This window comes from Nonomuraea sp. NPDC054003, assembly GCF_055585125.1.
Genome location: NZ_JBVJKR010000011.1, coordinates 322057 through 345816, shown reverse-complemented (window position 1 = coordinate 345816; position 23760 = coordinate 322057). Strand labels below are relative to the sequence as shown.

General features: G+C 68.9%; 26 protein-coding genes. 13 read left to right on the top strand and 13 right to left on the bottom strand.

Features of this window, described 5'->3' with window-relative positions; genetic code table 11:
• Window positions 1-15 precede the first annotated feature (15 nt).
• From ACZ6YG_RS29090 to ACZ6YG_RS29080, 3 genes are all read left to right on the top strand, one after another.
• Window positions 16-876: a GNAT family N-acetyltransferase gene (locus ACZ6YG_RS29090; RefSeq protein ID WP_466019723.1), complete on the top strand. Its 861-nt coding sequence runs from the start codon at window positions 16-18 to the stop codon at window positions 874-876.
• Complete coding sequence (locus ACZ6YG_RS29085) at window positions 873-1706, top strand: LLM class flavin-dependent oxidoreductase (protein WP_466019722.1); 834 nt, start codon at window positions 873-875, stop codon at window positions 1704-1706. Before ACZ6YG_RS29090 ends, ACZ6YG_RS29085 begins: the two co-directional genes overlap by 4 nt.
• An 81-nt stretch (window positions 1707-1787) precedes the next feature.
• Window positions 1788-2522 (top strand): DUF4097 family beta strand repeat-containing protein, encoded by a 735-nt coding sequence (locus ACZ6YG_RS29080; RefSeq protein WP_271276923.1) that lies wholly within the window; start codon window positions 1788-1790, stop codon window positions 2520-2522.
• A gap of 28 nt (window positions 2523-2550) precedes the next feature.
• On the opposite strand, the gene ACZ6YG_RS29075 is transcribed toward ACZ6YG_RS29080, so the two are convergent.
• A complete protein-coding gene (locus ACZ6YG_RS29075; protein WP_148037050.1) occupies window positions 2551-2736 on the bottom strand; it encodes a hypothetical protein in 186 nt (61 codons plus the stop codon).
• Window positions 2737-2854: 118 nt separating this feature from the next.
• Between ACZ6YG_RS29075 and ACZ6YG_RS29070 the strand changes: the two genes are divergently transcribed.
• The gene (locus ACZ6YG_RS29070) at window positions 2855-3487 is read left to right on the top strand and encodes a TetR/AcrR family transcriptional regulator (protein WP_271276925.1); all 633 of its coding nucleotides are present in this window, start codon (window positions 2855-2857) and stop codon (window positions 3485-3487) included.
• A complete protein-coding gene (locus tag ACZ6YG_RS29065; RefSeq protein ID WP_148037048.1) occupies window positions 3488-3925 on the top strand; it encodes an acyl-CoA thioesterase in 438 nt (145 codons plus the stop codon).
• On the opposite strand, the gene ACZ6YG_RS29060 is transcribed toward ACZ6YG_RS29065, so the two are convergent.
• From ACZ6YG_RS29060 to ACZ6YG_RS29050, 3 genes are all read right to left on the bottom strand, one after another.
• Window positions 3867-5123, bottom strand: a complete 1257-nt coding sequence (locus ACZ6YG_RS29060) for an MFS transporter (protein WP_466019721.1) — start codon at window positions 5121-5123, stop codon at window positions 3867-3869. The genes ACZ6YG_RS29065 and ACZ6YG_RS29060 overlap by 59 nt on opposite strands.
• Window positions 5124-5210: 87 nt before the next feature.
• Window positions 5211-5798, bottom strand: a complete 588-nt coding sequence (locus ACZ6YG_RS29055; RefSeq protein ID WP_466019720.1) for a TetR/AcrR family transcriptional regulator — start codon at window positions 5796-5798, stop codon at window positions 5211-5213.
• Window positions 5799-5886: 88 nt separating this feature from the next.
• Complete coding sequence (locus ACZ6YG_RS29050) at window positions 5887-6690, bottom strand: alpha/beta fold hydrolase (protein WP_466019719.1); 804 nt, start codon at window positions 6688-6690, stop codon at window positions 5887-5889.
• Between the two features lie 95 nt (window positions 6691-6785).
• On the opposite strand from ACZ6YG_RS29050, the gene ACZ6YG_RS29045 reads away from it, so the two are divergent.
• Entirely contained in the window at window positions 6786-7430 is a 645-nt protein-coding gene (locus ACZ6YG_RS29045; protein WP_466019718.1) for a TetR/AcrR family transcriptional regulator, read from the top strand.
• Window positions 7431-7434: 4 nt separating this feature from the next.
• Here the strand turns inward: ACZ6YG_RS29045 and ACZ6YG_RS29040 are convergent, their stop codons facing one another.
• Both ACZ6YG_RS29040 and ACZ6YG_RS29035 read right to left on the bottom strand, forming a co-directional pair.
• Window positions 7435-8325 (bottom strand): aminoglycoside phosphotransferase family protein, encoded by an 891-nt coding sequence (locus ACZ6YG_RS29040; protein ID WP_466019717.1) that lies wholly within the window; start codon window positions 8323-8325, stop codon window positions 7435-7437.
• A 60-nt stretch (window positions 8326-8385) separates the two neighbouring features.
• On the bottom strand, window positions 8386-8880 hold the full coding sequence (locus ACZ6YG_RS29035; protein ID WP_148037042.1) for a winged helix-turn-helix transcriptional regulator: 495 nt from the start codon (window positions 8878-8880) through the stop codon (window positions 8386-8388).
• Between the two features lie 100 nt (window positions 8881-8980).
• Here ACZ6YG_RS29035 and ACZ6YG_RS29030 point away from each other — a divergent pair, with 100 nt between their 5' ends.
• From ACZ6YG_RS29030 to ACZ6YG_RS29015, 4 genes are read left to right on the top strand one after another with little or no spacing between them, the layout of a single operon-like run.
• Window positions 8981-10393, top strand: a complete 1413-nt coding sequence (locus ACZ6YG_RS29030; RefSeq protein ID WP_261809086.1) for an MFS transporter — start codon at window positions 8981-8983, stop codon at window positions 10391-10393.
• A 3-nt stretch (window positions 10394-10396) separates the two neighbouring features.
• Complete coding sequence (locus ACZ6YG_RS29025) at window positions 10397-10909, top strand: pyridoxamine 5'-phosphate oxidase family protein (protein WP_148037041.1); 513 nt, start codon at window positions 10397-10399, stop codon at window positions 10907-10909.
• Window positions 10910-10941: 32 nt separating this feature from the next.
• Window positions 10942-11208, top strand: a complete 267-nt coding sequence (locus ACZ6YG_RS29020) for a hypothetical protein (protein WP_148037040.1) — start codon at window positions 10942-10944, stop codon at window positions 11206-11208.
• A gap of 21 nt (window positions 11209-11229) precedes the next feature.
• Window positions 11230-11673 carry a hypothetical protein gene (locus ACZ6YG_RS29015; protein ID WP_222709302.1) on the top strand — a complete coding sequence of 148 codons (444 nt, stop codon included), beginning with the start codon at window positions 11230-11232 and terminating at the stop codon, window positions 11671-11673.
• 15 nt (window positions 11674-11688) lie between these two features.
• Here the strand turns inward: ACZ6YG_RS29015 and ACZ6YG_RS29010 are convergent, their stop codons facing one another.
• From ACZ6YG_RS29010 to ACZ6YG_RS29000, 3 genes are all read right to left on the bottom strand, one after another.
• Window positions 11689-12219 (bottom strand): VOC family protein, encoded by a 531-nt coding sequence (locus tag ACZ6YG_RS29010; RefSeq protein ID WP_364225589.1) that lies wholly within the window; start codon window positions 12217-12219, stop codon window positions 11689-11691.
• Between the two features lie 69 nt (window positions 12220-12288).
• Complete coding sequence (locus tag ACZ6YG_RS29005) at window positions 12289-13266, bottom strand: helix-turn-helix transcriptional regulator (protein ID WP_466019716.1); 978 nt, start codon at window positions 13264-13266, stop codon at window positions 12289-12291.
• Between the two features lie 63 nt (window positions 13267-13329).
• Window positions 13330-14343 (bottom strand): DUF4331 family protein, encoded by a 1014-nt coding sequence (locus ACZ6YG_RS29000; protein ID WP_466019715.1) that lies wholly within the window; start codon window positions 14341-14343, stop codon window positions 13330-13332.
• A gap of 519 nt (window positions 14344-14862) precedes the next feature.
• Between ACZ6YG_RS29000 and ACZ6YG_RS28995 the strand changes: the two genes are divergently transcribed.
• The 3 genes from ACZ6YG_RS28995 to ACZ6YG_RS28985 are packed head-to-tail and all read left to right on the top strand — an operon-like array spanning window position 14863 to window position 17012.
• Window positions 14863-15246 (top strand): group I truncated hemoglobin, encoded by a 384-nt coding sequence (locus ACZ6YG_RS28995; protein WP_148037036.1) that lies wholly within the window; start codon window positions 14863-14865, stop codon window positions 15244-15246.
• On the top strand, window positions 15247-16368 hold the full coding sequence (locus tag ACZ6YG_RS28990; RefSeq protein ID WP_148037035.1) for a globin domain-containing protein: 1122 nt from the start codon (window positions 15247-15249) through the stop codon (window positions 16366-16368).
• Window positions 16365-17012 (top strand): DivIVA domain-containing protein, encoded by a 648-nt coding sequence (locus ACZ6YG_RS28985; RefSeq protein ID WP_364225580.1) that lies wholly within the window; start codon window positions 16365-16367, stop codon window positions 17010-17012. The genes ACZ6YG_RS28990 and ACZ6YG_RS28985 overlap by 4 nt, the downstream gene beginning before the upstream one ends.
• A 158-nt stretch (window positions 17013-17170) precedes the next feature.
• Here ACZ6YG_RS28985 and ACZ6YG_RS28980 read toward each other — a convergent pair whose 3' ends face one another.
• The 4 genes from ACZ6YG_RS28980 to ACZ6YG_RS28965 all read right to left on the bottom strand — a co-directional run bounded on the left by ACZ6YG_RS28980 (window position 17171) and on the right by ACZ6YG_RS28965 (window position 23757).
• Window positions 17171-17338 (bottom strand): hypothetical protein, encoded by a 168-nt coding sequence (locus tag ACZ6YG_RS28980; RefSeq protein WP_466019714.1) that lies wholly within the window; start codon window positions 17336-17338, stop codon window positions 17171-17173.
• A 385-nt stretch (window positions 17339-17723) separates the two neighbouring features.
• Window positions 17724-19895 carry a hypothetical protein gene (locus ACZ6YG_RS28975; RefSeq protein WP_466019713.1) on the bottom strand — a complete coding sequence of 724 codons (2172 nt, stop codon included), beginning with the start codon at window positions 19893-19895 and terminating at the stop codon, window positions 17724-17726.
• Between the two features lie 8 nt (window positions 19896-19903).
• A complete protein-coding gene (locus tag ACZ6YG_RS28970; RefSeq protein WP_466019712.1) occupies window positions 19904-22207 on the bottom strand; it encodes an AAA family ATPase in 2304 nt (767 codons plus the stop codon).
• A gap of 23 nt (window positions 22208-22230) precedes the next feature.
• On the bottom strand, window positions 22231-23757 hold the full coding sequence (locus tag ACZ6YG_RS28965; RefSeq protein WP_466019711.1) for a hypothetical protein: 1527 nt from the start codon (window positions 23755-23757) through the stop codon (window positions 22231-22233).
• Window positions 23758-23760: the final 3 nt, after the last annotated feature.

Genomic DNA, 23760 nt, shown 5'->3' with positions numbered 1-23760 from the left:
CCCTGCGGTTCTCCTGTGGAGGCATTGGCGTTGTTCGAGGAGTTCCCCGAGCCCGCGCGGTCCCAGCTCGTGGCCGCCCACGACGAGGGCAGGACCCGGCCGGAGTGGTGTTTCGCTGACGGGCCCGTCCGGCTGGCGTTCTGGGCGCCCTTCGCCGGCGCGGAGCCGATGATCGTCTGGCAGTTCACGGCCGGCCCCGACCCGGCCGCCGCCTCGCGCCTGCTGCGCCGCGCCCTCGCCGCCGCCGGCGTCCAGAAGGTCATCCATGACATCTCGCTGCCGTCCGGCCTGTCGCCGCTCATCGACCGTGCGGTCGAGCACGAGTCGCTGACCGGCGCCGGGTTCGCGCTGGAGGTCGAGCGGCTGCTGCTCGAATGGCGGCCAGGCGGCGACCTGCCCGCCGACCCCGGCCGGCTGACCTACCGCCCGGCCAGGGAGCTCGACCCGGCCGAGGTGCTCGACCTGCTGGTGCGCATCTCGTACGGGTCGCTCGACCACGACACCCGGGTGGAGCTGGCGACGGTGGGGGCCGAGCACGAGGCGCGCTGGATGTACGACGACCTGATGAACCGCAAGGGCAAGCCCGGCTGGTTCGTGATCGGCTGTCTGGACGGCGAGCCGGTCGGCCTGGTCGCGCCCGACGACCACTCGATCGCCTACATCGGGGTGGTGCCGGAGCATCGCGGCCACGGCTACGTCGACGACCTGCTGGCCCACGGCACCCGCACGCTCGCCGAGGCCGGGGTCCAGCGCGTCGTGGCCGCCACCGACGTGGCCAACGCCCCGACCGCGGCGGCGTTCCTGCGGGCCGGATACTCCGAGGCCGGCCGCCTCCACCGCTACTACTGGCGACTCCGTGATGGGATGTCCTCGTGAGACTTGGTGTGATCTTCGACCGGGATCTGCCGCCGGAGCGGCTCGTGCCGGTGGCGCGGGCGCTCGACGCCCTGGACCGGGTGGACGACCTGTGGGTGGTCGAGGACCTGGGCTGGACCGGCGGCGTCTCCTCCGCCGCCACCGCCCTGGCCGTCACCTCCCGGCTGCGCGTCGGCATCGGCATCGCCCCGGCGCCGCTGCGCAACCCGATGCTGCTGGCCATGGAGCTGGCCAACCTGGCCCGGCTGCACCCCGGCAGGCTGGCCGCCGGGATCGGCCACGGGGTGCCGGCGTGGATGGCCCAGGCGGGGGCCGCGCCGCCGTCGCCGCTGGCCCTCCTGGAGGAGACGATCACCTCCGTACGGGCGCTGCTGAGGGGCGAGACGGTCACCATGGCGGGCCGGTCGGTCCAGTTGGACGGGCTGTCGCTGGTGCACCCGCCGCACGAGGTCCCGCCGGTGCTGGCGGGCGTCAAGGGTCCCCGCTCGCTGGCCCTGTCCGGGCGGGTGGCGCAGGGCACGATCCTGCCCGAGGGCCTCGGTCCCGACCAGGTCAGGCAGGCGCTCGGCCAGATCTCCCCCGCCGGTGACCACGAGCTCGCCGCCTTCACCTACCTGCACGTCGGGCCGGGCTTCCCCGGCCACGTGGCCGAGGGCCAGGCCGAGTTCCTGGGCGTGGCGCCGGAGGAGGTGGCGAGCGCCGTCGGCACCGCCGAGGAGGCCGCGGCGCACGTCAGGGCCCTGTGGTCGGCGGGCGCCGGCACGGTGCTGGTCCGCCCGGTCGCCGCCGACCCGGTCCCCCACGTGGAGGCCCTCCTCACCGCGCTCTGACCGGGATCTGGCCGAAAGGCGGACGGCGATCGGCCGGAAGGCTGATCCGCGCCCACCGGCGCCCCGGCCACGATCGGAAGCATGAAGCGGACCTTGACAGTGGCAGCGGTGATCGCCGGGATGGCCGGGCTCGCCGGTTGCGGCGCGACCTTCGACGACACCGAGACGCACTCCGCGCGGGCGTTCGCCCATTCAGGGGCGACGCTGGTCGTCAAGTCCTCCGTGGGCGGCCTGCGCTTCCTGCCGGGCACGGCCGGCGAGGTCCGGGTCGACCGGTGGCTGGAGGGGAAGGCGGCCAGGGACGGCAACGCCTCCTGGTCGTTCCGAGGGGGCGTGCTCCGGCTGAGCGCCGACTGCACCATGGTGTTCGGCACCTGCGGCGCCCGCTACCACGTACGGGTGCCGCCGGGGACGAGGCTCGTGGTCGACGGCTCGGACGACGGCGTCATCCTGAAGAACCTCGACCAGGACGCGGACGTCTCGACCCGCGGTCCCATCACGGCCGAAGGGACGTCGGGCAGGCTGCGCCTCCTGGGCGGCGAGGAGCCGATCAAGGGCTCGGGCCTCAAGTCGGCCGACGTGCGGGCCCGGACGGTGAGCGGCTCGATCGCGCTGGCCTTCGCCGTCGCGCCCGTCAAGCTGGACGCCCGGTCGCGGGAGGGCGGGGTGACGGTGGCGGTGCCGCGCGAGAAGTACGCGATCACCGCCGAGTCCGCCGAGGGGTCCGAACGCTCCGAGCTGAAGAGCGCCAGGAGCGATCGGACGATCGTCGCCAGAAGCGAATCCGGAAATATCCGGATCAAGGGGGTTGGTTGACCCGGCGGCCGTGCTCCCGGCTCCCGGGTCAGTCGCCGTCCTGGTCGTTGTCGTCCTGGCCGTCGTCCTGGTCGTCGTTCTGCTGGTTGGTGTTGACGACATCCGGGTCGTCGTCGCCGTCGTCGCCACCGCCTCCGCAGGCGCCGGTCAACCCGAGCACGGCCACCATCGCGGCGGCCGCGAGCATCGACCTGTGACTCCTCCGACGCAGCATGCGCATCTCCCTTGATCAGTGTTTTTACCGTCGTTTCCTCCTTATCCACCATCAGCCCGGTTTAACAGGAGGAAGACCTGATTAGGTAAACGACCGGTCGTTCATATAATCTGACGGCATGACACACGACGGCCGCCGGCTGCGCGGCCAGCGGAGCCGGGAGGCGATCCTCGATCAGGCCGTGAGCCTGGCCTCCGTGGAGGGCCTCGACGGGCTCTCGCTCGGCCGGCTGGCCACCACGCTCGGCATCAGCAAGTCGGGCTTCTTCGCCCACTGGCGCGACAAGGAGCAGCTCCAACTCGACGCCGTCGACTGGGCGGCCCGCCAGTGGACCGAGCAGATCATCTCTCCCGCGCTGCGCGCGCCGGCGGGCGTCCGGAGGCTGTTCGCGCTGCACGAGCTGCGGCTGCGCTTCTACGCCGACCGGGTGCTGCCCGGCGGGTGCTTCTTCCTGGCGGCGCAGACCGAGTTCGACGACCGGCCGGGAGAGGTGCGCGAACGCGTCTCCCAGGCGCTGCGCGACTGGCTGGCGTTCATCCGGAGGCTCGTCGCCGAAGCGATCTCGCTGGGCGAGCTCCGGCCCGACGTCGATCCCGGGCAGCTCGCGTACGAGATCGAGGCCCTCGGCGAGCTGGCCGTCACCCACACCCGCCTGCTCGACGACCACCGGGCCGTCGAGCACGCCCGCCGCGCCGTCCTGCAGAGGCTGCGCGCCCTCTGCCCCGACCCCGCACTGCTACCGGAGGATTGAATGACCGACGAAGGACACTACGAGTCCGTCCACGTCCACTTCGACGACCTCGACGTCATGGGTCTGTTGCACAACTCGCGCTACGCCCTGCTGGTGGAGCGGGCGATCGGCGCCTACTGGACCAGGCTCGGCTGGTCGCCCGACCCCGCTACGTCGGCGTTCAAGGACGTGTCGTTCGCCGTGCGCGAGTTCAAGATCTCCTATGAGGCGCCCGTCATGGGGGCGGGCGAGCTGGCGGTGCGTCTCTGGATCGAGCGGATGGGGCGCAGCAGCGTGGTGTACGGCTTCCTCGTCCTGTCCCCCGATCATGAGATCACCCACGCCGAGGGCTACCGCGCCAACGTCAACCTCGACCCGGTCACGTTCCGCCCCACGCCCATCAGCGACGAGAGCCGCGCCGCCGCCGGGCCCCTGTTCCTGCCGGTGGCGGCGGGCTGAGCGACTCATCGGCTTCCTGAGGCACCTGCGCGAGCCCTTCGCCGGCTCGCCCCGCGTACCGCTCCCTGCGGCGCACCGCGGGGATGAGCGTCAGCAGGCCGATCGCGGCCAGGGCCGCGCCGAGCCAGAGAGGGGCGCGCAGGCCGTAGGCGTCGATGGCGAGGCCGCCCGCCGAGGAGCCGATGATGACCCCCAGCGTGATGAACGACGCGTGGACCGTGTTGACCAGCGGACGGGCATTCGCCGCTCGCTGGACTCTGGTGGCCATCGCGGGATTCATGGTCACACCCACCAGGCCGATGCCCAGCATGAACATCACCGCCGGGAACGTGGCGTGGGCCAGCAGGGCGAAGCCGACCAGGAAGGCCATGTTCAGGGCCAGACCCCACACCTGGACGCTGATCGTGTAGCGGTCCGCCAGGCGGCCGACGACCGTGTTGCCGATCACCGTGGCCGCGCCGTAGGCGACCAGCAGCAGGGGGACCGTGGTCCCGCTGACTCCGGTGACCTGGGTGAAGATCGGGTTCAGGTAACTGAAGGCGGAGAAGGTCGCGCCGATGATGAGTGTGCTGGTCGACAGGGCCAGCCACAGATCACGGTTCTTGAGTGCGGTCAGCTCCTCACGGAGGTTCCCGCCGTCATCGGCGACCCGTTCCAGACGCGGCACACCGAGCTGCGTGGCACCCGCGATCACCACGGTCAGCACGCCGATCGCCCAGAACGCGGCACGCCAGCCCAGATGCTCCCCGATCAGCGTCGACAGCGGAAGCCCCAGCAGCGTGCCGACCATCAGCCCGTTCATGACGACCGCGATGGCCCGTCCACGCATCCCCGGAGCCGTCAGCTGCGCCGCCATGGAGACGGCCACTCCGAAGAACGCCTGGGAGGCCACGCCGGTGATCACGCGCGCCACCAACATGATCGGGTATGTGGGGGCGGCGGCGGCCAGCACGTTTCCCGCCAGGAAGATCGCGAACAGCCCCGCGAGCGCCGTCTTCGGGCGCAGCCGCACCATGGCGACGGTGAGGAACGGGCCGCCGAGGGTCATGGCGACGGCGAAGGCGGTGATGAGGTAACCGATCTGGGGGATGGTCGCGTCCAGTCCGTCCGCCATCTGCGGCATGAGCCCGGCGACGGCGAACTCGCTGGTCACCATCGCGAAGATGCCGAGAGCCAGCAGATATATGACACGGGGCAAGGTCGGTCACTCCTTCAGCACGAATTTTGCATCGGTCGGTGTAGAATGCGGGCAGGCGGAAACCCCGCCCGACTTCCGGCGAGAGACTCAGGCCAGCGCGTCGAGTGCCGTGGCCGCGATCGACTCCAGGACGACACGGTCGCCTCCGCCGCGCGCGGTGACCCGGATGCCCGCGATCACGGCGTTGACGAAGCGAGCGAGGTCTTCCGGGTCACGCGTGGAGGTGAGGTCGCCGGCGGCCAGCCCCGCCGCGATGGCGGACCGCAGCGAGTCGAGCCGCCGGACCAGGTCGCGTTCCAGGATCAGGGCGATCTCCGGATCGCGACCCGCGAGCTCCACCGTGGTGTTGACCGTCAGACAGCCACGACCGTGACCGCCCGGCGAGGACTCGGACTCGACGATCACCGCCAGCAACGCGCGGATCCGTTCGATGACCGGCCGTTCCTCGTCCTCCAGGATGCGCAGCTGGTTTCCGGTGGTGGTCTCGACATAGCGAGTCAGCGCACGCCTGAACAGCTCGTGCTTGCTGGTGAACGCGTTGTAGAGGCTGCTGCGATCCAGCCCGACAGCGTCGCACAGATGGCGGGTGGAGGTGGCTTCGTAGCCGTACGTCCTGAAAAGGTCCAGCGCGGTGGCCAGGACCTGATCCTCGTCGAATGTCCGGGGTCGAGCCATGCGATGGACGCTATCACGTTTTACACCGGTCGATGCAATACTCTGCCCGGAGGATGCCGCCGGCCTCCGGGCGGGAGGCCCGTGCTCGTCAGCCGGTCTCGGCGAACCGCCTGAGCACCGGGGCGAGCACGTCGGCGGCCACGCCGTGCTGCTCCCCCTTGACGACCTGCAGCGTGGCGGTCGGCAGCAGCTCGGCGACGGCGCGGGCGCCGACCATCAGCCACGGATCGGTGCCGTCGCCGTGCATGGCCAGGACGGGGACGTCGACCGCGGCCCAGCGGTCCTCGTCCAGCGGATTGCCCGCCATCGCGGACGCCACGAACCGGCCGTCGTAGGCGATCGTGTGCGCGACCTCTTCGACGGCCGCCCAGAACGGGCTCTGCCGGAAACCGTCGACGACCTCGGCGGGCATGCCGATCGCCGCGGTGAAGAACAGCGCCGCCGCGTCGCCGGGACGGCCCCGGGCGATCGCCTCGTCGAGCCGCTCGACATAGTCCGGGGGCAAGGGCGGGCGCGTGTCGTCGATGATGAACGGCGGCTCCCACACCACCAGCCGGCTGATCGGCAGCCCGGCCACCGCGGCGTCGAGAGCCAGGGCCGCGCCTGAGGAGAATCCGCAGACGATGGCGGGCCCTCCGGCGTCGGCGATGATCGCCGCGAGGTCCTCGATCTCGCGCTCCGTCGCGTACGGGGCGGTGTCGGTGCTCTGGCCGCGCCCGCGCCGGTCGTAGGCGTAGGTGCGGAACCCGTCGCGCAGCAGCTCCCCGACCTCGGCGCCCAGCGGGTTGACGGCGCGGTGGGAGGTGGCGCCGTCGACCATGACCAGCGGCTGACCCTCACCCACGGCGTCGAAAGCGATGATGGTGCCGTCCTTCGAGCGGACCGTGCCCATGGTTACTCTCCTTCATCTTCGGAACTGGACGGTACAGTACTGGCTTCCGTACGGAACTGTCCAGTACTATCCCTGCCTAGCCTTAAGGAGGTGTTGTGGACCCACAGCAGAGCGGCGCCGGGCCCGAGACCGGTCGCACGGCCAGGAAGCGGCGCGCGATCCTGGACGCGGCCACCGAGGTGTTCCTGCAGAACGGCTACCTCGGAGCGAGCATGGACGAGGTGGCCGCCAAGGCCGCGGTGTCCAAGCAGACCGTCTACAAGCAGTTCGCGGACAAGAAGCACCTCTTCACCGAGATCATCCTCGGCACCACAGCCCAGCTCATGGACGGCTTCAGGCAGGTCGCGACCGACCTCGACCGGGCCACCGACGCGCGCCAGGCCCTGCACGACCTGGCCCGTGCCCTCCTCGCCAACCTCACCCAGCCGGACGTCCTGCGGCTGCGCCGCCTGGTCATCGCCGAGGCCGACCGGTTCCCCGACATCTCCGGGGCGTGGTTCGAGCACGGTTTCCACCAGTCGCTGGTGATGCTGGGCGAGACGCTGCGCCGTCTGGAGGGCCGCGGGCTGCTGCGCAACCTGCCTGACCCGACGCTGGCCGCCTACCAGTTCGCCGGGCTGGTCATGTACAAGCCGATGAACCAGGTGATGTTCGCCGGCACCCCCGCCGGTCCCGCGGCCGGGGAGCTGGAGAGCATCGCCGGCCAGGCGGTGGAGGTGTTCCTCGCGGCCTACGGCTGACGGCTCAGCCGCCCAGGATGCGGTCGAGGGTGCGGCGGCCCATCCGGCTCATGGCCCGGTTGCTCTCCGCGTAGTACCAGACCGCGCCCATCGCCTGCTGGAACGCCCACGCCCGGCCCCGCTCCCATTCGAGGTCATCGCAGCCGAGCTCGTCGCGGAGCACCCGCCGAGGGCCCGGATCGAGCAGGTGCCACGCGCTCACGAGATCCAGCGCGGGGTCGGCCGGCCCGAACCCGCCGACGTCCAGGATCCCCGCCAGCCGCCCGTCCGCCACGAGCACGTTGCCGGGGATCAGATCGCCGTGGGTCATCACGTCGTCCGCCTCGCGCGGCAGGCTCCTCATGGAGTCCCACAGCCGCCGCAGCCTGGGGACGTCGAGCAACCCTTCACTGTTCCGGAAGCAGGTCTCCATCCACGCGTCGTGGGACTTCAGGTCGCCTCCCCGGCCTCCGCCCGCGAACGTGCGGCCCCGCGTGCCGACGGCACGCAGTCCCTCGATCAGCTCCGCCAGGTCGCGCGCGAACGCCGCCGACTCCCCCGGGTCCTCGTCCGTGGCCACGACACCGGGCAGCCACGTCTGCACCGCCCACGGCAGCGGATAGCCCGCCCCCGGCTCACCCAGCGCGACGGGCTCAGGCGTACGGAACCGCGTCCGGCCCGCCAGCTCCCGGCCCGCCTCCGCTTCCGCCCGCAGCCATCGCCGCGTCCGGTCGACGTCCCCGGGCTCCAGCGGGAACCGGGCGGCCAGCCGGTCGCCGACGCGGAAGACGGCGTTGACCGTCCCCTCGGAGGCGACGCTCCTGACGTCCAGGCCCCGCCACTGGGGGAACTGCGCGTCGATCAACGCGCGCACCGTCGCGGGCGTCACCGTCAGCTGGCCGGCGTGCATCCTCATCCGAGGAAGCCTCCCCGCGCCTATGCCGGCCCGCAACCTCTTTTCCTGGCGTCCGCGCCGTCAGCGGGTGCTGGCCAGGGCGGTGCGGGCGATCTCGGCCCGTTCTGCGGCCTCCGCCTCGGCCGCCCGCTTCTCGGCGAGCACGCGGGCGTCGTAGGCGGTGCGGGCGGCGGCGATCTCGTTCTGGTGCGTCTCGGTCCAGGTGACCAGCTCGCGGATGGTGGAGTGCAGGGTCGTGCCGAGCGAGGTGAGCTCGTAGTCGACGCGCGGCGGGACGGTCGGGTGGACGGTCCTGCTGACCAGCCCGTCGCGTTCCAGGTGCCGCAGCGTACGGGTGAGCATGCGCTGGCTGACCCCGTCGATCATGCGGCGCAGCTCGGTGAAGCGCAGGCTGCGCCGGTCGAGCAGGGCGATGACCAACAGCGACCATTTGTCCGCGACGCGGTCGAGGATCTGCCGGACCTCGCAGTCCTCCCGGGTGTCCCACTGGAGAACGTCGTAGTCGTCGCCGGTATCCCCGCAGTGACCGAGGAACTCAGAAGTGCCGTCTTCCATGACATTTCATGATGCTCGACGATTCTGCTGGTTACAAGAAGGAACCGGCAGGCGGTCGAGGAACTGTGGGCCGGTTCCGCTTTCGTGAAAGGACCGCACCGTGCCCACCTCGATGTCCCCACGCTCGTGGGGCGTGCTCTTCGTGCTCGCCGGCGCCATCTTCCTGGAAGGGATCGACGTGGCCATGCTGAACGTGGCCCTGCCGGCGATCCGGGCGGATCTCGGCCTGTCCACCGGCATGCTCAGCGGCGTGGTCAGCGCCTACGTGCTCGGCTACGGCGGCTTCATGCTGCTGGGCGGCCGGGCCGCCGACCTGCTGGGACGCCGCAGGATGTTCCTGTTCTGGCTGATCGTCTTCCTGCTCTTCTCAGGTCTGGGGGGCTTCGCGACCGAAGGGTGGACGCTGTTGACGGCCCGCTTCGTGACCGGGGTCGCGGCCGCGTTCATGACGCCCGCAGGGCTCTCCCTGATCACCGGCAACTTCCCCGAAGGGCCGCAGCGCACCAAGGCGCTCGGGGTGTACGCCGGCACGGCCTCGGGCGGCTACGTGCTCGGCCTGGTCGCCGGCGGTCTGCTGGCCTCCGTCGGCTGGCGATGGGTGTTCTTCGCGCCGGTGATCCTGGCGGCGGTGATCCTCGTCGCGGCGCTGGTCCTGCTCAAGGAGAGCGAGGCGCCCGAGCGGCCTCCGGGCGGCTTCGACCTGGCCGGCGCGTTCAGCATCACCGGCGCGATGCTGCTGCTGGTGTACGGCGTGGTCCGGCTTGAGCACCCCGGCGACGGCCTCGCGGGCACGATCGGCGTGTTCGCCGCGGGCCTCGCCCTGCTGGCCGTCTTCGTCCTGATCGAACGACGCGCGGCCCATCCCCTGGTGCGGCTCGGCATCCTGCGCTCACACCCGCTGGTGCGGGCCAACCTGGGCGCGCTGCTGTTCCTCGCCTCGTTCGCCGGCTTCCAGTTCGTGGTCACCATCTACCTGCAGGAGGTGCGCGGCTGGAGCAGCCTGCAGACCGGTCTGGCCATGCTGGTGATCGGCATCGACACGATCCTCGCGCCGACGGTCACCCCGAAGCTGGTGAACCGGTTCGGCAACGCCCGCGTGCTCTTCGGCGGACTGGTGGTCGCCGCCCTGGCCTACGCGCTCTTCCTGCCGCTCGGGATGGACTGGACGTACGCGGCCATGCTGCCGACCATGCTCCTGCTCGGCGTGGCGTTCTCCCTGGCGTACGGCCCGCTGACCATGGCCGCCACCGAAGGGATCGACGAGCACGAGCACGGCCTGGCCAGCGGCCTGCTCTACACCTCCATCCAGTTCGGCACCGCGCTCGGGCTGTCGGCGGTGACCGCCGTGAGCGTCGCGGCGCTCGGCGACGCCGGCACGCCCGAGGCGACGCTGGACTCCCTGCGGCTCGCCCTCGTCGTCCCGGTCGCGGCCGCCGCCGCCGGCGCCCTGATCACCGCCTTCGGCCTCCGCCGCCGCACCGCCGGCCGCGTGTCCGTCCCGGCCTCGGTGTGACCGATGACGACCAGAGTGACCTCGTTCGGTGAGATCGAGCAGCAGTTCGCCGCCTACGTCGGCGACATCGTGTACGCCACCATGACCACCGTGGACGCCCGGGGCCGCCCCCGGGCGCGCGTCCTGATACCGGTCTGGGAGGTGGTCGACGGCCGCCCGATCGGCTGGCTGGCCACCTACAAGACCCCGGTGAAGACGGCGCACCTGGCCGGCAACCCGCACGCCACGTTCTCGTACTGGAGCCCCAGACAGAACGCGGTGAGCCTGGACACCGTGGCCGAATGGGCCGACGACCCGGAGCTCACGCGGCGGGTGTGGGACCTCTACCGGCAAGGGAGCCCGCCCGGGGCGGGGTACGAACTGGGCGACTTCTGGAGCGGCCCCGCCGATCCCCGGCTGCACGTCCTCCGGCTGGTCCCCTGGCGCGTCCAGGTCATCCGCGGCACCGACCTGCGGAGCAGGATCTGGCGAAACCCGTCGACCGGGAGCCTGGGCGCGGGCTACGGTCGCGCCTGATCCTCAGCCCTCTCCCGAGGCAGGTTGGTCCTATGGCGATCCCGAAGAAGTACGCGAGGCCCGTCACCGTCGACGGCACCGCGTTCCGGTGGCGTGTTCGCCGTAAGCCCACGTACTGCCAAGGGAACGGCTGGGGCCCGATGACGTTCGCGGTGGAGCAGGTCGACCTCTTCGACTGGGACGGCGCCGACCTGTTCGGCCCGTACACCTTCACGCTGTTCCTGGCTTTCCGCGCATCACGTGCGGAGGTGACCGTACGCGCGCGAGAGAGTGTCTTTCCGCCCACCCTGGGACAGTGACAGCAGATCTTGGAGGCGGCTGTGGCGATGCCGGATAAGGGGTCGCGGCTCATCACGGTCGGTGACGCCGTCTACCGCTGGCGGGTCCGCCGCAAGCCGGGCCGCCGTCAGGGTGACGGCTGGACGCCGCTCCGCTTCACCGTGGAGCGGGCCGAGGAGCCGGGGAGCGTGCTCGTGGTGACGCTCCCCTGCGCCCGGCCGGACAACTGGCGGGGGGAACGGACGGTCACCGTCCGTCCGATCCTCGTCGGCGGGTGCGTGCGGCGGGCCGTCGAGCGAGGATGGCGGCCCGGCCGCGCAGGCCCGGCGTTCGTCCTCGACGTCGCCGAGGACGAGCTGGCCGGGCTTCTCGGCGAGCCGCCCCGATACCTGGTCCCTTTCCTCTGGGGCATGATCCCGGAGGGCGGCCGCATCGAGGATCTCCCGCGATGCACTCAGATCTGGAGCCGGGACCGGTCTTCTTGATCCGCAGTGGGCCCCTTACGGGGTTCTCGGGTCGCGGAGCGAGCGCATCGCCTCCACCAGGCTCCCGTGGATGTACTCCAGCCCGGGCGTGGAGAAGCTCGTCCAGTCGTCGGCGTCCGACGACTCGGCCTCGGCGGCCCAGTCCTGGCCGGCCGCGGGATCGTGCTGGTACACCCACCAGAGATTCCCCGAACGGTCCTGGAACCGCGCGAGCGTGTCACCGAAGAAATCGGTCGGACGCGTGACGATCCGCGCCCCGCGGGCCTCCGCGCGGGCCAGGGTCTCCTCCACGTCGTCCACGTACACCCGCGTGAGCGCCGGGGTGAACGGCCAGTCGGGCTTGCGGTCGGCGAGCGACAGCAGCGAGTCGCCCAGACGGAGCTCGGCGTGCAGGATGAGCCCGTCCTCGTCGATCGTGCGGGCCTCCGGCACGTCGGTCGCGCCGAACACGTCGATGAGGAAGTCGATCAGCTCGGCGGTCCCGTCGGCGATGACGAACGGGTTCACCGTGTTGGAGCCGGCGGGCGCGTGAGGTCGTGCGGTCATGAGGTTCCTTTCCTGATGAGCGGTGCACGCACTCTCGCAGCAGACGAGGTCACATCCCGTCCGCGTTCGTCAGGGCGCGTCCGGCGGCGTCTCCAGGGCGCGCAGCATCCGCCCGAGCGCCTCGCGAAGCTCCGAGCGCGCGGGATCGGGGAGGTCGAGGGTGTACGCGACGCCGGCCGGAATCCACGACAGGGCGTACATCGTGTCCCTGAAGTCGGCGCCGCCCACCGGCCAGACCGTGGTGCCGGCGTCCCCCGGCTCGGCGCCCTGCGCCCACTCGCCGAAGAGATCACGCAGCCGCTCGATCGGCATCCGCATCGTCGCGGTCGCGTCGGTCGCCCGCTTGCCCCATGACGACGCGACGGCCACGAACTCCGCGACCTGCCGGTGCGAGAGCGGCCGCGGCTCGAAGAACGCCCCGGTGCGCCGCACGCCGGCGATCCGGTCGATGCGGAACGTACGCCAGCCGTCACGATCGAGGTCCCAGCAGAGCAGGTACCAGTGCCGCTCGGACGGCGCGAGGTGGTGCGGCTCCACCTGGCGCGACGACGGCCCCGACCTGGACACGTGGGCGAAGCGGACACGCTCGTGGTCCCGGCAGGCCAGCGCGAGTTCGGTGAGCACGGCCGGGGACACCCCGGACCCGGGTCCTGTCCCGGCCGGTCGCACCGCGGCGGCGAGCGCGTTGACCCGTTCGCGCAGTGCGGCGGGCAGGACCCGTTCAAGCTTGGCGAGGGCCCGGATCGTCGTGTCCGCGCCGTCGGTGAGCTGCCGCGTCGCCGCCAGGCGCAGGCCCGCCGCCATGGCGACGGCCTCCTCGTCGGTGAGCAGCAGCGGCGGCATCACACCGCCGGGCTCCAGACGGTAGCCGCCGGCCAGCCCCGGAACCGACTCGATCCGGTAGCCGAGGTCACGCAGGCGTTCGACGTCCCGGCGCACCGTACGCCGCGAGACCCCGAGCCGGTCCGCCAGCTCGGGGCCCGTCCAGTGCCGATGCGTCTGCAGCAGGTTGAGGAGCGCGAGCGCGCGTGCGGTGGTGTCCGGCATACCGCCAGCTTGCCGCCGAACGCGGACGGTTCGTGTCCGCGTCCGGAGGGCGCGCGGGATCCGTCAGGAGGCCGGGTGCGGGTCGCCGAGGTACGGGAACCGGTCCAGGGTGTCGGTGTGCGGCGTCAGCCCGGTGGGCGGCGCTTCGTTCTTGGTGAGGAACGCGACGCGGATGTCGATGACGTCTTCGGTGAACGTCCGCCCGTTGGGGTACGCGGCCGGCTTGGACGGGTCGAAGTGCAGCACGTCCGGCAGGAGGCCGTGCTCGTCGATCGCGGCGATCGCCTCCTCACGGGAGTAGCCGCCGGTGTGGCCCAGCAGGTGGACGAACTGGTCCGTCCACTTCTCCCGGTCGTCGACCGGCTCGCCGGCGTTGTACTCCTCCTTCGTGTCGTCGGTGTTGAAGAAGCTGCTCATCGACGGGTGTCCCGCCCGGTCGGCGTGGACGAGCTCGCCGTCGCGCAGGACGCTGCACCGGCCCCAGACGCGCAACGTGGGCTCGGGCGCCAGCTCCTCGGTCGGCAGTTCGATGGCCATGGAGAAGACGTTGGCCGTGGTGTTGGAGTCGACGCCGGTCCACGGGGACTTCCCGCCCAGATGCGGTGCGGTGAAGTTCCGCTTGCCGCTGGTGTCGAACAGGTTCTTGATGCCGTCGAAGTCGAAGAAGAAGGCGTCGCTGCGGCTGCCGGCGGCCACCAGGTAGTCGCCGCTGCTGACCACGTTGGCCCGGGGGCCGAAGGAGACGGCGGCGCCCGACACGATCTTGGTGCCCACCGCCCCGAAGTCGCGGGACTCCGCACCGGTCGCCATGAAGACGCTGTAGGTCTGGGAGCCGTCCGACGCCGGCCGGCTGAAGACCCAGCTGAAGGCGACGTCGGTCAGGTAGTCGCCGTCGTTGTCGATGTTCAGGCGGTACACGGCGTCGGGGTGCAGGGCGTCCGCGTTGGGATTGGCGTTGAGGATGAGAACGGTCCTGCCCGGATCGCCGGGCGCCTGGAAGGCGTACAGGTCGCACAGATCGAGGCGCTGGTCGCCCAGTGGTGGCCCGAGGCTGAGGCCGGTGAAGTGGTTCGACATGTCAGGCCCTTCGATCGCTCGCTCGCCGGGAAGCCACCAGGACACTCGAACAATCGTTCGGTGCCCGCCGCCACATCCAGCGGTCGTCGTACATGAATCTGTTTCTGCAGATTAAGCGTCGGCGAGTGCGCTGTGAGGGTTCCGTCGCGGTGTGTCGCGAGGGAGAGTTCACCGAGGTCGGGACGCTCATCGGCGCCTCCACCGTCGGACACCGGAGGTTGCCTGCCCGTGAGGGACGGCAGTCAAAAATGCCTCTAACTGGGTTCATGTGGCGTATGGGACATGCTTAGATAGGCCAGGCGTCTGAGGCGATGCCCCCGCCGTGCCCCGTGTCACGGCATCCGTCTCGACGCCGATGCTCTGGCTCCGAAGAAGGGTGACGGCAGGAAGCCCACGACCATCACTCACCTTCTCGCGGGCACCCGGGCTTCCGGTGTCCCCGAGCGCCAGGGCGCGTCTATTCACCATGCCCCGAGTCGTGACCGCGTCCTGCGACGCATTGGCCCCCTTGGAGGATCTGTGACAACCTCGACGTCCTACTATGACCAGATCGGCGGCGCGCCGGCTGTTCGCGACGTCGTCGACCTGTTCTACGTGCGGGTCCTCGACGACGCCGACCTCAAGCCCTACTTCGCCGGCATCGACATGCCGAGGCTGAAGCGGCACATGGTGGTGCTGCTGTGTTCCGTCCTCGGCGGCCCCGAGCCGTACGAGGGCCGCGACCTGGCGGAGGCGCACCGCGGCATGGGCATCACCGCCGACCACTACGCGAAGGTCGGCGAGATCCTGCTTTCGGTGCTGCAGGGGGCCGGCGTGGGGGACGAGATCCTGCAGCACGTCGTGCTGACCCTGAACAAGGTGGAGTCGTCCATCGTGGCCGAACCTGTAGAGACGGCCGACTGAGTGGACGCGCAAGCTCTGAAGGACAGCTGGCGCCTCGTCGCCCGGTCTGGCGACCAGGTGCCGCTGTACTTCTACTCGGCCCTGTTCCTGATGAACCCGGAGACGAGGGACCTGTTCCCGGTGTCGATGGCGAGCCAGCGCGACCGGCTCGTCAGCGCGCTCGGGCACATCGTCAGCAACGTCGACCGGGTGGAGGAGCTGGTCCCGTTCCTGCAGCAGCTCGGCCGGGACCACCGCAAGTTCGCCGTGGTGACGGAGCACTACCCCGCCGTCGGCAGGGCGCTGCTCGCCACCCTGGAGCACTTCATAGGCGACCGGTGGACGCCCGCCCTCGCCGAGGACTGGACGAAGGCGTACAGCCTGGTGGCCCAGGTGATGACGGACGCCGCCGCGGACGCGTCCAGGACCACCCCGCCCTGGTGGGAGGGCGAGATCATCAGTCACGAGACCCCCGCCCTCGGCATCGCGGTGATCAGGGCGCGGCTGAACTACCAGTACGGCTACCGTCCCGGCCAGTCGGCGTCGATCGCGCATCCCATGCGGCCGCGCGTCTGGCGTTTCTACTCCTTCGCCAACGCGCCGCGCCAGGACAACACCATCGACCTGCACGTCCGCATGGTCGACGGCGGCGTGCTGAGCGCCGCCCTGGTCATGGGCGCGCGGCGCGGCGACGTCCTGCGCGTGGGAGCGCCCGTGGGCGACCGGCTGAGCCTCACCCCGGAGATCACCGGCGACCTGCTCCTCATCGCGGGCGGCACCGGCCTCGCGCCGCTGAAGGCGCTGGTGGAACAGGTGATGTACGAAGGCCCGTCACGGAAGGTCGACGTCGTCGTCGGCGCCCGGACGTCCCGGGAGCTGTACGACCTCGAAGCGCTGTCCAAGATGGCCGCGGAGCACCCCTGGCTGACCGTCGTCCCGGCCGTCTCCAACGACCCCTTCTACCGGGGCGTCCGCGGCAACGCCGTGGACGTCGCGCTCCAGGCATGGCGTGGCCAGCAGGTCTTCGTCTGCGGCTCCACGGAGATGGCTCAGAGCACCGTCGGACGACTGCTGGACGCGGGCGTGCCCTCCGAGCGGATCCACTTCGACGAGTTCACGAGCGACAAAGGCGGGGAGTCATGACGGCAGAGATGCCTTGGGGAGATCACCCGGAGCGCGAACGCCAGCCTCTCACCCCGGATCGGGTACGCAAGCAGGAGTTCTCGCGCACACCGCTCGGACGCCGCGGCTACAGCGAGGACGAGGTGCGCTCGTTCCTGTACCGGGTCGCGGAGGACATGGCGGCCGGGGACAAGGAGAAGGCGGACCTGCGCGCGTACATCGACCGTCTGAAGCAGTGGTACAAGGACCACGGCGTCAGCGTCGAGCACGCCGCTCCCCAGCAGGCCCTGAGTGTCGACGCGATCAACATCCTCTCCCGCGCCCAGCAGACCGCCGACGTCCAGATCGCGGAGGCGGAGGACTACGCCCGGCGGATCCTGGGGGAAGCCCGCCAGCAGTACGAGGTGATCCTCACGGAGGCGCAGCGGCAGGCGGAGGAGGCCGCCGACCAGGCGGTCGGCGCCTACCGCTCGCGCGGCGGCGAACACGGCGCCGAGGCCGAGGAACTGGAGCGGCAGATCGCCTACCTGCGCACCTTCGCCGACGTCACCCGGGTGCAGCTGCGGGCCGTGCTGGCAGGGCTGGCCCAGGAGGTCGACAAGCTCGGCACCATCCCTGACCAGGACGGGCAGCTCCTGCACGGCCCTTCACCGGTCCACCGCTGACCGGGCCCGTACGTCTGCCCTGGCGCGGTTGGTCGACCACCTTCTCGACGACATCACCGCGGCGCCGGCTTCGCCGCCGAAGCGGGCGCCTGCGGGTGTTCTGCCCTTGATCGTGTGTTTGCGGGCGTGAGCCTGGCATGGGAGCGCCGGTGGAGCCGCTACGCGCCTGCCGTGAAGAAGGGCTTCACAGCTCCGCCCTCAGGGACCAACAGGCGGGGTTCTCGGTGGTCAACGGCCTGCTTGAGCAGTTGCCGCACGGTCACCATCCGCTCGATCTGGTTGGTGCCCTCGTAGATCTGGGTGATCTCCGACGCTGGATTCGGCACGCTGCTTGAACACGCTGATCATGGGGCTGATCAGGGGTTTAGTCTTCGGACACCCCTCATTGCTTCTCGCCTGCCTCGACACTCCCACGGAACAGTGACGGAACAAGACCGTAGGCTGCGGGGTTGCCGGATGAGTACCGCGATGCCCGACGGAAGAAAGTGAGCTGGGCAAATAGCTTGTAAAGCGGGTAGGAGGGTGAGAGATTTTCCCGCAGGACTGCTCGCGGAGCAACCACGTCACTTGGCGGCCGACAGCCCTGGGTTCGGCAGGCAGAGCACCTGGAGCGGCAGGGCAGCCCACACGCTCGTGCTCCGCACCTCTCGGTCATGCTCTCCAGGTGTGACGCCATCGCAAAGCCATCGTCAGTCGTCCCTTTCCTCAGCCCTAACCGCACCTGCCACAGGTAGCTTGCATATCCGGCCTGGCTTCGCCGCACGTGCTGCAGTGGGGGCAGACGAACACCCGCTCGCGTATCCAACATGGAGCCGCCAGAAGGTCGACCCCATATAACCGATCCAGGCAATCCCCATCACCGCCGAGGCTCTGGGAGGAAGGAGAATCATCTGCGTGGTGGGTGGCCGCCGACCTAGGCGTTCGCAGCAGGACGACGCCGTAGGTCTTCTCACACGAGCGGCAATGACGCGTTTCCCAGACCGACTTGCACTCGCAGACACAGCGGAAGGTGCCGTCGTCGCGCCGCCGGAATGTCCTGGCCGGATCGGGTGCCAGTTTCGCGCAGATCGGGCAGCGGGTCAGGGCAGCGGTCCGGTGGGCGGCCGCCTCCAGTTCGACCCAGAGGTGGCGCAGCCGCTCTGCGGTGAACGCCGCCCGTGCTGGATGCGCCCTATCGACGCGCGCCTCGACGATCAAGGCTCTGGCCTTGATGAGCTCTTGGGGGCTCGGTGGGACGGTTACCTCGACTCCGTGCGGAACCTGCTGTGTCCACGGCGCCGCTACGGCTATCATCGCTGCTTCAGCGCGGTCGCATCTGATGTGGATCGGGTAGAGCCTGAGCCGGTCGTCTTCGATGGCCCAGCGCAGGCTCCGTGCGAGACGACCGACACTGTCCAGTTCCAGCGGGGAGACGGGAATTGGGAAAATCTTTGCCCTGGAGCCAGGCGCTGGGAATTCGGGTCCCTCGTAGGCACGTAGCCGCACGCGTGTCGGCAACTTGACGCGCTCTTCCCGGCTTCCGGGGTAGACCACAACCGTCGGTGCGTCGGTACCGCCACCCGACTCCTTGAGCGCTTGCAGTCTACCGAGTACCGCGTTGCCGCTCCCCTCTCGGGTCAATGCGTGCGGTAGGGAGACCACACGCAGCAGAACCCGGCCTGTGTCCGGCCTCATGACAGTGAAAGTCCGCGATGCCTCCCAGCGCAACGCGACGTCGATTCCATCATAGGGATAGACCACAACCTCCGGTTTACCCGGTTCAGGTATGGCATTGTCGTCCGATGGCCGCAGCCCGAGCTGGTCGAAGGCCCGAATCAGAAGCAGCGCGGTGTACAGGTCAAATTCGCTGCACCAATCCTGCACGTATCGGAAATGCTGGTCAGCCGACCTGATTCCAGCGTCTGCCATGACCCAGGTCCGCCACAAGGAAGCGACACTCCGGTAGCGCTCGTCGCCCTCGAAAAGATTGGTGACGCGCAGCATGGACGGTACCTCCGCTTGCCGGTTTACGCCCGAACGAACCGGAGAGCCGAGCAGGCTCGCCAACGATGCCCGCAGTGACCTGAGCTCTTTCAGACGTTCGGCCACCTGTGCGCGCCGCAGTTCCTCCTTCTCCATCAGTGCCTCAAGAAGTTTGTACAGATGTCCCTGACTACGCCAGGAGCGGTCAGCGGCGTCGTCGAAGAGCCTCCGCACATCGTCGTACATGATCTCGATGCTCGTCACCTCGGCGAGCCGGCGGCCAACGTAGTGGTAGAGATGTTTGACGAGGCGGGCAGCGACCCGGTTCTCGTATAGGTCGATGTCGACGTCGCGCTGGGGCGTGAGCACCCGCTCCGGACGCACTCCGTCGGGGCGCAACCGTGCCCAATCCTCACTGTGCGCAGCCAGCCGCACGATGGTCTGCGGCGTAATGCGCCGTGAACGTGATACAGGCATGAGTCGGTGGACGGGACGCAGGCGAGCCACCGGATCGTGGCATACAGCGCGCAGGTATCTCCCGTCGTTGCCGATTTCGTGCTCGAGGTGCTGTTCGGCCAGCCGCTTATCAACGTCCTGGAGGATCGGCGGAATCTCCGCGACCATGTCAAGCGAGCCGATGGCCATGGCCTCTGCGACGTCCGCTGCTATGGCGGTGATGGCGTCGACCGTGACGTCGGTAGGCAGCGGGGCGCGGCCGAAGTCGCCGTCGAGCCGGCTTCGCAGCTGTTCGTCCCAGAGCGACCACCCTCCCGTGGAGGTTGCGACATACTGACCCGACTGAGCCGGGCGGCCATTCAGAGCGATAGCCCGGCTTCCCGGGACGAAGATGTAGCGGCCGAGCGGTTGCCAGCCGTTGATGTCTTGTACCTCGTGGCCGGTAAGGCGATCCCAGATCACCACGCCGCTCATCATGCCTGCCCGCGCAGGTAGATTTCATCGGCGATGAGCCGGAGCGCGGCGGTCGGCTCCTCATCGTCGACCAGCTTCCACATCCCAAGCAGCTCATCGCGCAGATTTTCCAGCTTCGGCGCCTGGATTTCGTAGCGCCCGCGCAGCTTGCGGAAAATCTTCGTGGTAACGACGTGGTCGAGTGCCTCGCCCAAGGTGCCGCCGCTGTCAAGCACGACTGGGACGAAGGCGGACAACTGCGACTTGAGTCGGCTACCCCATGCGATCTTGAACTCCTGCACCATAAAGTCCAGGAAATCCCCTTCGAAGAATTGGTACGCCTTCTGCATCTGCTTGTGAACGTCGTTGCTGCGTCGTGCCTTGCTAAAGGCTGCCTGCAGAGCCTTCAGAGACACAGGGCCTAGCGGTTCGATGGGTTTGGCTGGGAAACGCTCGTATCGGGGCGGCAGTTCCAGTACGTGGGCCCGATCATAGGTCTTGTCCGCGAACGGCACCGTCGTCTCGTCGTGATTGGCCGTCCCGACGAACCACACGTTGGGCGGCAGTGGCAGCATGCGTCCCTCGCGCAGATGCCGAGGAGTCGGCTGTACGGCCGCGCTCATCAGAACCAGGTTCCTTGAGGAACCGTCTGCCTTATCCCGCAGAGCAAGCGCCGACAGGACGTCGTTGAAGTACTGCTCAGGGTGGGACAAGTTCATCTCGTCCAGTACCACGATGAAGGGCTGAGCCGCGTATCGCGCGCACAAGGCACGATAGAGCGCCTGCGTGAATTCGTTCTCGTAGAACTTCCGCTCGAAGGCGTTGTAGTAGCCCATCAGGTCCTGTGGAGTACGCCAGTCGGCGCCCGCCGAGACGACGGCTGACGTCGCGCCGAGCGCCTCGGCGAAGCGCTGTGGCAACTCTGTCTTGCCAATGCCGCTGATTCCCTGAAGCAAGTGCAGCCTGCTCGCCGCCAGTCCGGCCAAGAAGCATCGCAGATCGCGCTCTTCGTAGAACAGGTCGTACTGTTGGCGGATGTAGGCGCGGATGTAGGCCACCAGTTCCGGGAGCGGTGGGAGTTCCTCAACTAGGTGAACGGGTGGGTCTGAATAGGTGTCGTCCATTGCGCTGCACTGGGGGAAGGGCGTGTCGCTCTCCTTGCGTTCGGTGAGTTCGCCCATCTGCTGTTTCAGCTCTTCCACCGTGGCGCGGTATGCCTTCACCGTGGCCTCGGCGGCTTCCTTGCTGACCTTCAGACGTTCAAGTTCGACCGCCGACATCTGCAGGCCTGCTAGCTGGCGCTGCAACCGCTCATTCTCGGCCCGGAGCACAGTCCGGTCCTCCCGCCAGTGCTGTTGTTCGGTCTCCAGCAGTCGCAAGCGATCTAGAGCGTCGTCGGGAATGGCCGACCTACTTCTTCGCAGTGCCGCGTTCTCCTTCTTGACGTCCTCGAGTTCGGCGAGCACGTCTCCGGGGAGCCGATTGCCGAGGGCTCGATCCACCCGGGCGCGCTCTTCGCGCTCGTTCTCGAGCCGCTGGGCGTCCTGACGAGCTTGTTCGTGCATGCGCCGGGCATGCTCGTATTTCTCCTGGAGCACCTCGGTAGCTGAGGCGACGGCCAGTCGCATGCGCTCCTCGTACATCGCCTTGATATCCGCCAGGTCCTCAGCCTGGGCGTCGAGTTTCGCCTTCAGCTCCCGCAGATAACGCCGTTCCTGCCGCAGCGTCTTCTGCTCGTCGGCCAGTTCTTGGCGTTCACGTGCCAGTTCCTTCATCAACTCTGCTCTGGCCTGCTCACGTTGCGCTTCTAGTTCGGCACGCTCCGCCTCGACGCCCTTAAGCAGGGCGTCGAGTTCCTTGCGCGCAGCAGCGAGCAGTGTCTCCTTCTCCCGCGCCAGCCGGGTGTTCAGCTCCTTCTCCCGCTCCAGCAAGGCTGAATCGCGTTCGTCCAGAGCTTTGGTCCGTGCTTCCAGGACTGTTTCCTTGTCCTGCACGTTCTTCGCGCGCACGGTCAAGGCAGTTTCCTGCGTAGTCAGCGCCTGCTGTTTCTCCTTCACAGCCTCAGTCAGGCCCTCGTAGGCGTTCTTCGCCTGATCGAAGCGCTGCCAGGCCGCCCGGAGTACCGCAGTGTCCATCTCTTGCGGCGCGGCCTCCGCGGTGGGGAGCGCTGTCTCTCCTCCAAGGACATCCGCGATTTCTTCCGCTTGGGCCACCAGATCGGCCGACTTCGGGGCCGGATCGACAGGCTGAGGGGCCGTGGGTTTTGCGACGGGGCGCCTGCCCACGGTCTGTCGTCTCTTTCCGCCCTTGCGGCCTGAAGCCATGGTGCACGAGTCCTTTCGGTTCGTCAGTTCGAAGGTGAGAGAAGGAGAAGCTCGCGAGCCGCTTCTACGGCGAGGGCGCGGCACCAGGGACCGTCACCTGGCGCACCTTCAGAGGGCTCGGCGTGCGCGCCACCGTTGCGGATCGCATTGAGCGTCAGCAGGGACGTCAGCAGGTCTGGCCTCCGTGCCGACATCCGACGCAGTGGGTGATCGGGATGAGCAGAGGAAGCCGCGGCCAGAAGACAGGCCACCATGAGCGGTTGCACATATCCTCTGCCGCGCTGTGCGTCTCTGGCTACGTTGCGGATCGTGTTGGCGTCGAACTGGGCGTACTTACCGGGGAGTGCGTGAAAGCCCAGATCCTGGGCCGCCTTCTCCATGGTGGCCCGTCGCAGCCTGCTACTGAGATCACTGACCTCCGGCGGGATCGGGTAAGCGCTAGCCATTCTGCGAGCCAGCGCCTCGTAAAGGCGCCACGTGTGGTGGGCAGCCTTCTCAATCGCTTCAGCTTGGTCACCACGCCGTACCGCGAGTTCGACGTCCATCATCAGTTCGTACACATCATGGCGCTCGCGAACCTCGGGCCCCAGCGCTTGGACCAGATCGTTCTCGGCTCTCTCTCTGGCCGTGTGGTCCACCTTGCGGTACTCATCCCAGAAGCGCTGAATCTCGGCTTGCACACGATCCTCGACGCCCTTGGCGATCGGGTGATCCTGCGGAAGATACCGGTGGATCAATGACCGAAGCCACTCACCGTCGGCGACGCCGAAGAGATCGTGAGCGGTCCAGCCCTCAGATCGCGGGGAGAAGGCGTCCTTGTCCGTGACCTCCACGAAACCGACCAGGAGAACCGCCTCTGGCTCGGCGATCAAAGAGATCCGGTCGATCTCGAGCTGTTCGGCGCCGACCCGTCCCGGCACCCGGGGACGTAAGAGATCGTCGGGCACAGTCACGGGCTCCAAGCCCTCGTTCTGCTCGAACTCGCGCACAGCGTAAGTGCGGCGGTCGCTCTGATCGTCCATCAGTGCTCCGAGCACGTCGGCTGCGGTTGGGCGCCTGGGAGGCTTTGCCGGGAAGGAAACGCGATGGCCCCACGCGACGTCGGAGCGCCCGGCTGTGGCCAGTTGTATCTGAACACGGTCTCCCTCAAAGCCGAGCACGTACGCAGCGGAGAGCTGATCGACCGCACGCGGCCAGAGTTGCTCGGTGAACGGGTCTTGGAAGACGTAGCAGACGCGCCAACGAGGATCCTCGGCCGCGGCGCCGATCCGGAGCGCCTCACGGCCCTGCTCTGTAAGCTCACCGCGGGCGTCGATGTGGCCGGCCCGCTTCGCCTCCTTGAGGATGTGGCCGCACAAGCGTGTGTCGAGCCCGATCTGCTGTCCGACGTGGTCGGCCTGCCGGATCCCCGATTGGCACAGCGCCAGAATTACGCGCTGGAACAGGTCGAGGACATGCCGCTCAATGATAGGAGCGGTCACTCGGTACGCCCACGCAGGCCAGAGGAGGACGAACCGGCGGTCGGACCGATCCACGTAGTCGAACTGCAAGAT

Coding starts and splice junctions, on each gene's coding strand:
- ACZ6YG_RS29000 (WP_466019715.1), bottom strand. CDS start 14,343: ATGTCGAACCACTTCACCGGCCTCAGCCTCGGGCCACCACTGGGCGAC.
- ACZ6YG_RS29040 (WP_466019717.1), bottom strand. CDS start 8,325: ATGAGGATGCACGCCGGCCAGCTGACGGTGACGCCCGCGACGGTGCGC.
- ACZ6YG_RS29055 (WP_466019720.1), bottom strand. CDS start 5,798: ATGGCTCGACCCCGGACATTCGACGAGGATCAGGTCCTGGCCACCGCG.
- ACZ6YG_RS29025 (WP_148037041.1), top strand. CDS start 10,397: ATGACGACCAGAGTGACCTCGTTCGGTGAGATCGAGCAGCAGTTCGCC.
- ACZ6YG_RS29050 (WP_466019719.1), bottom strand. CDS start 6,690: ATGGGCACGGTCCGCTCGAAGGACGGCACCATCATCGCTTTCGACGCC.
- ACZ6YG_RS28985 (WP_364225580.1), top strand. CDS start 16,365: ATGACGGCAGAGATGCCTTGGGGAGATCACCCGGAGCGCGAACGCCAG.
- ACZ6YG_RS29065 (WP_148037048.1), top strand. CDS start 3,488: ATGACCGACGAAGGACACTACGAGTCCGTCCACGTCCACTTCGACGAC.
- ACZ6YG_RS29080 (WP_271276923.1), top strand. CDS start 1,788: ATGAAGCGGACCTTGACAGTGGCAGCGGTGATCGCCGGGATGGCCGGG.
- ACZ6YG_RS29035 (WP_148037042.1), bottom strand. CDS start 8,880: ATGGAAGACGGCACTTCTGAGTTCCTCGGTCACTGCGGGGATACCGGC.
- ACZ6YG_RS29070 (WP_271276925.1), top strand. CDS start 2,855: ATGACACACGACGGCCGCCGGCTGCGCGGCCAGCGGAGCCGGGAGGCG.
- ACZ6YG_RS29020 (WP_148037040.1), top strand. CDS start 10,942: ATGGCGATCCCGAAGAAGTACGCGAGGCCCGTCACCGTCGACGGCACC.
- ACZ6YG_RS29075 (WP_148037050.1), bottom strand. CDS start 2,736: ATGCTGCGTCGGAGGAGTCACAGGTCGATGCTCGCGGCCGCCGCGATG.
- ACZ6YG_RS29010 (WP_364225589.1), bottom strand. CDS start 12,219: ATGACCGCACGACCTCACGCGCCCGCCGGCTCCAACACGGTGAACCCG.
- ACZ6YG_RS28970 (WP_466019712.1), bottom strand. CDS start 22,207: ATGGCTTCAGGCCGCAAGGGCGGAAAGAGACGACAGACCGTGGGCAGG.
- ACZ6YG_RS29005 (WP_466019716.1), bottom strand. CDS start 13,266: ATGCCGGACACCACCGCACGCGCGCTCGCGCTCCTCAACCTGCTGCAG.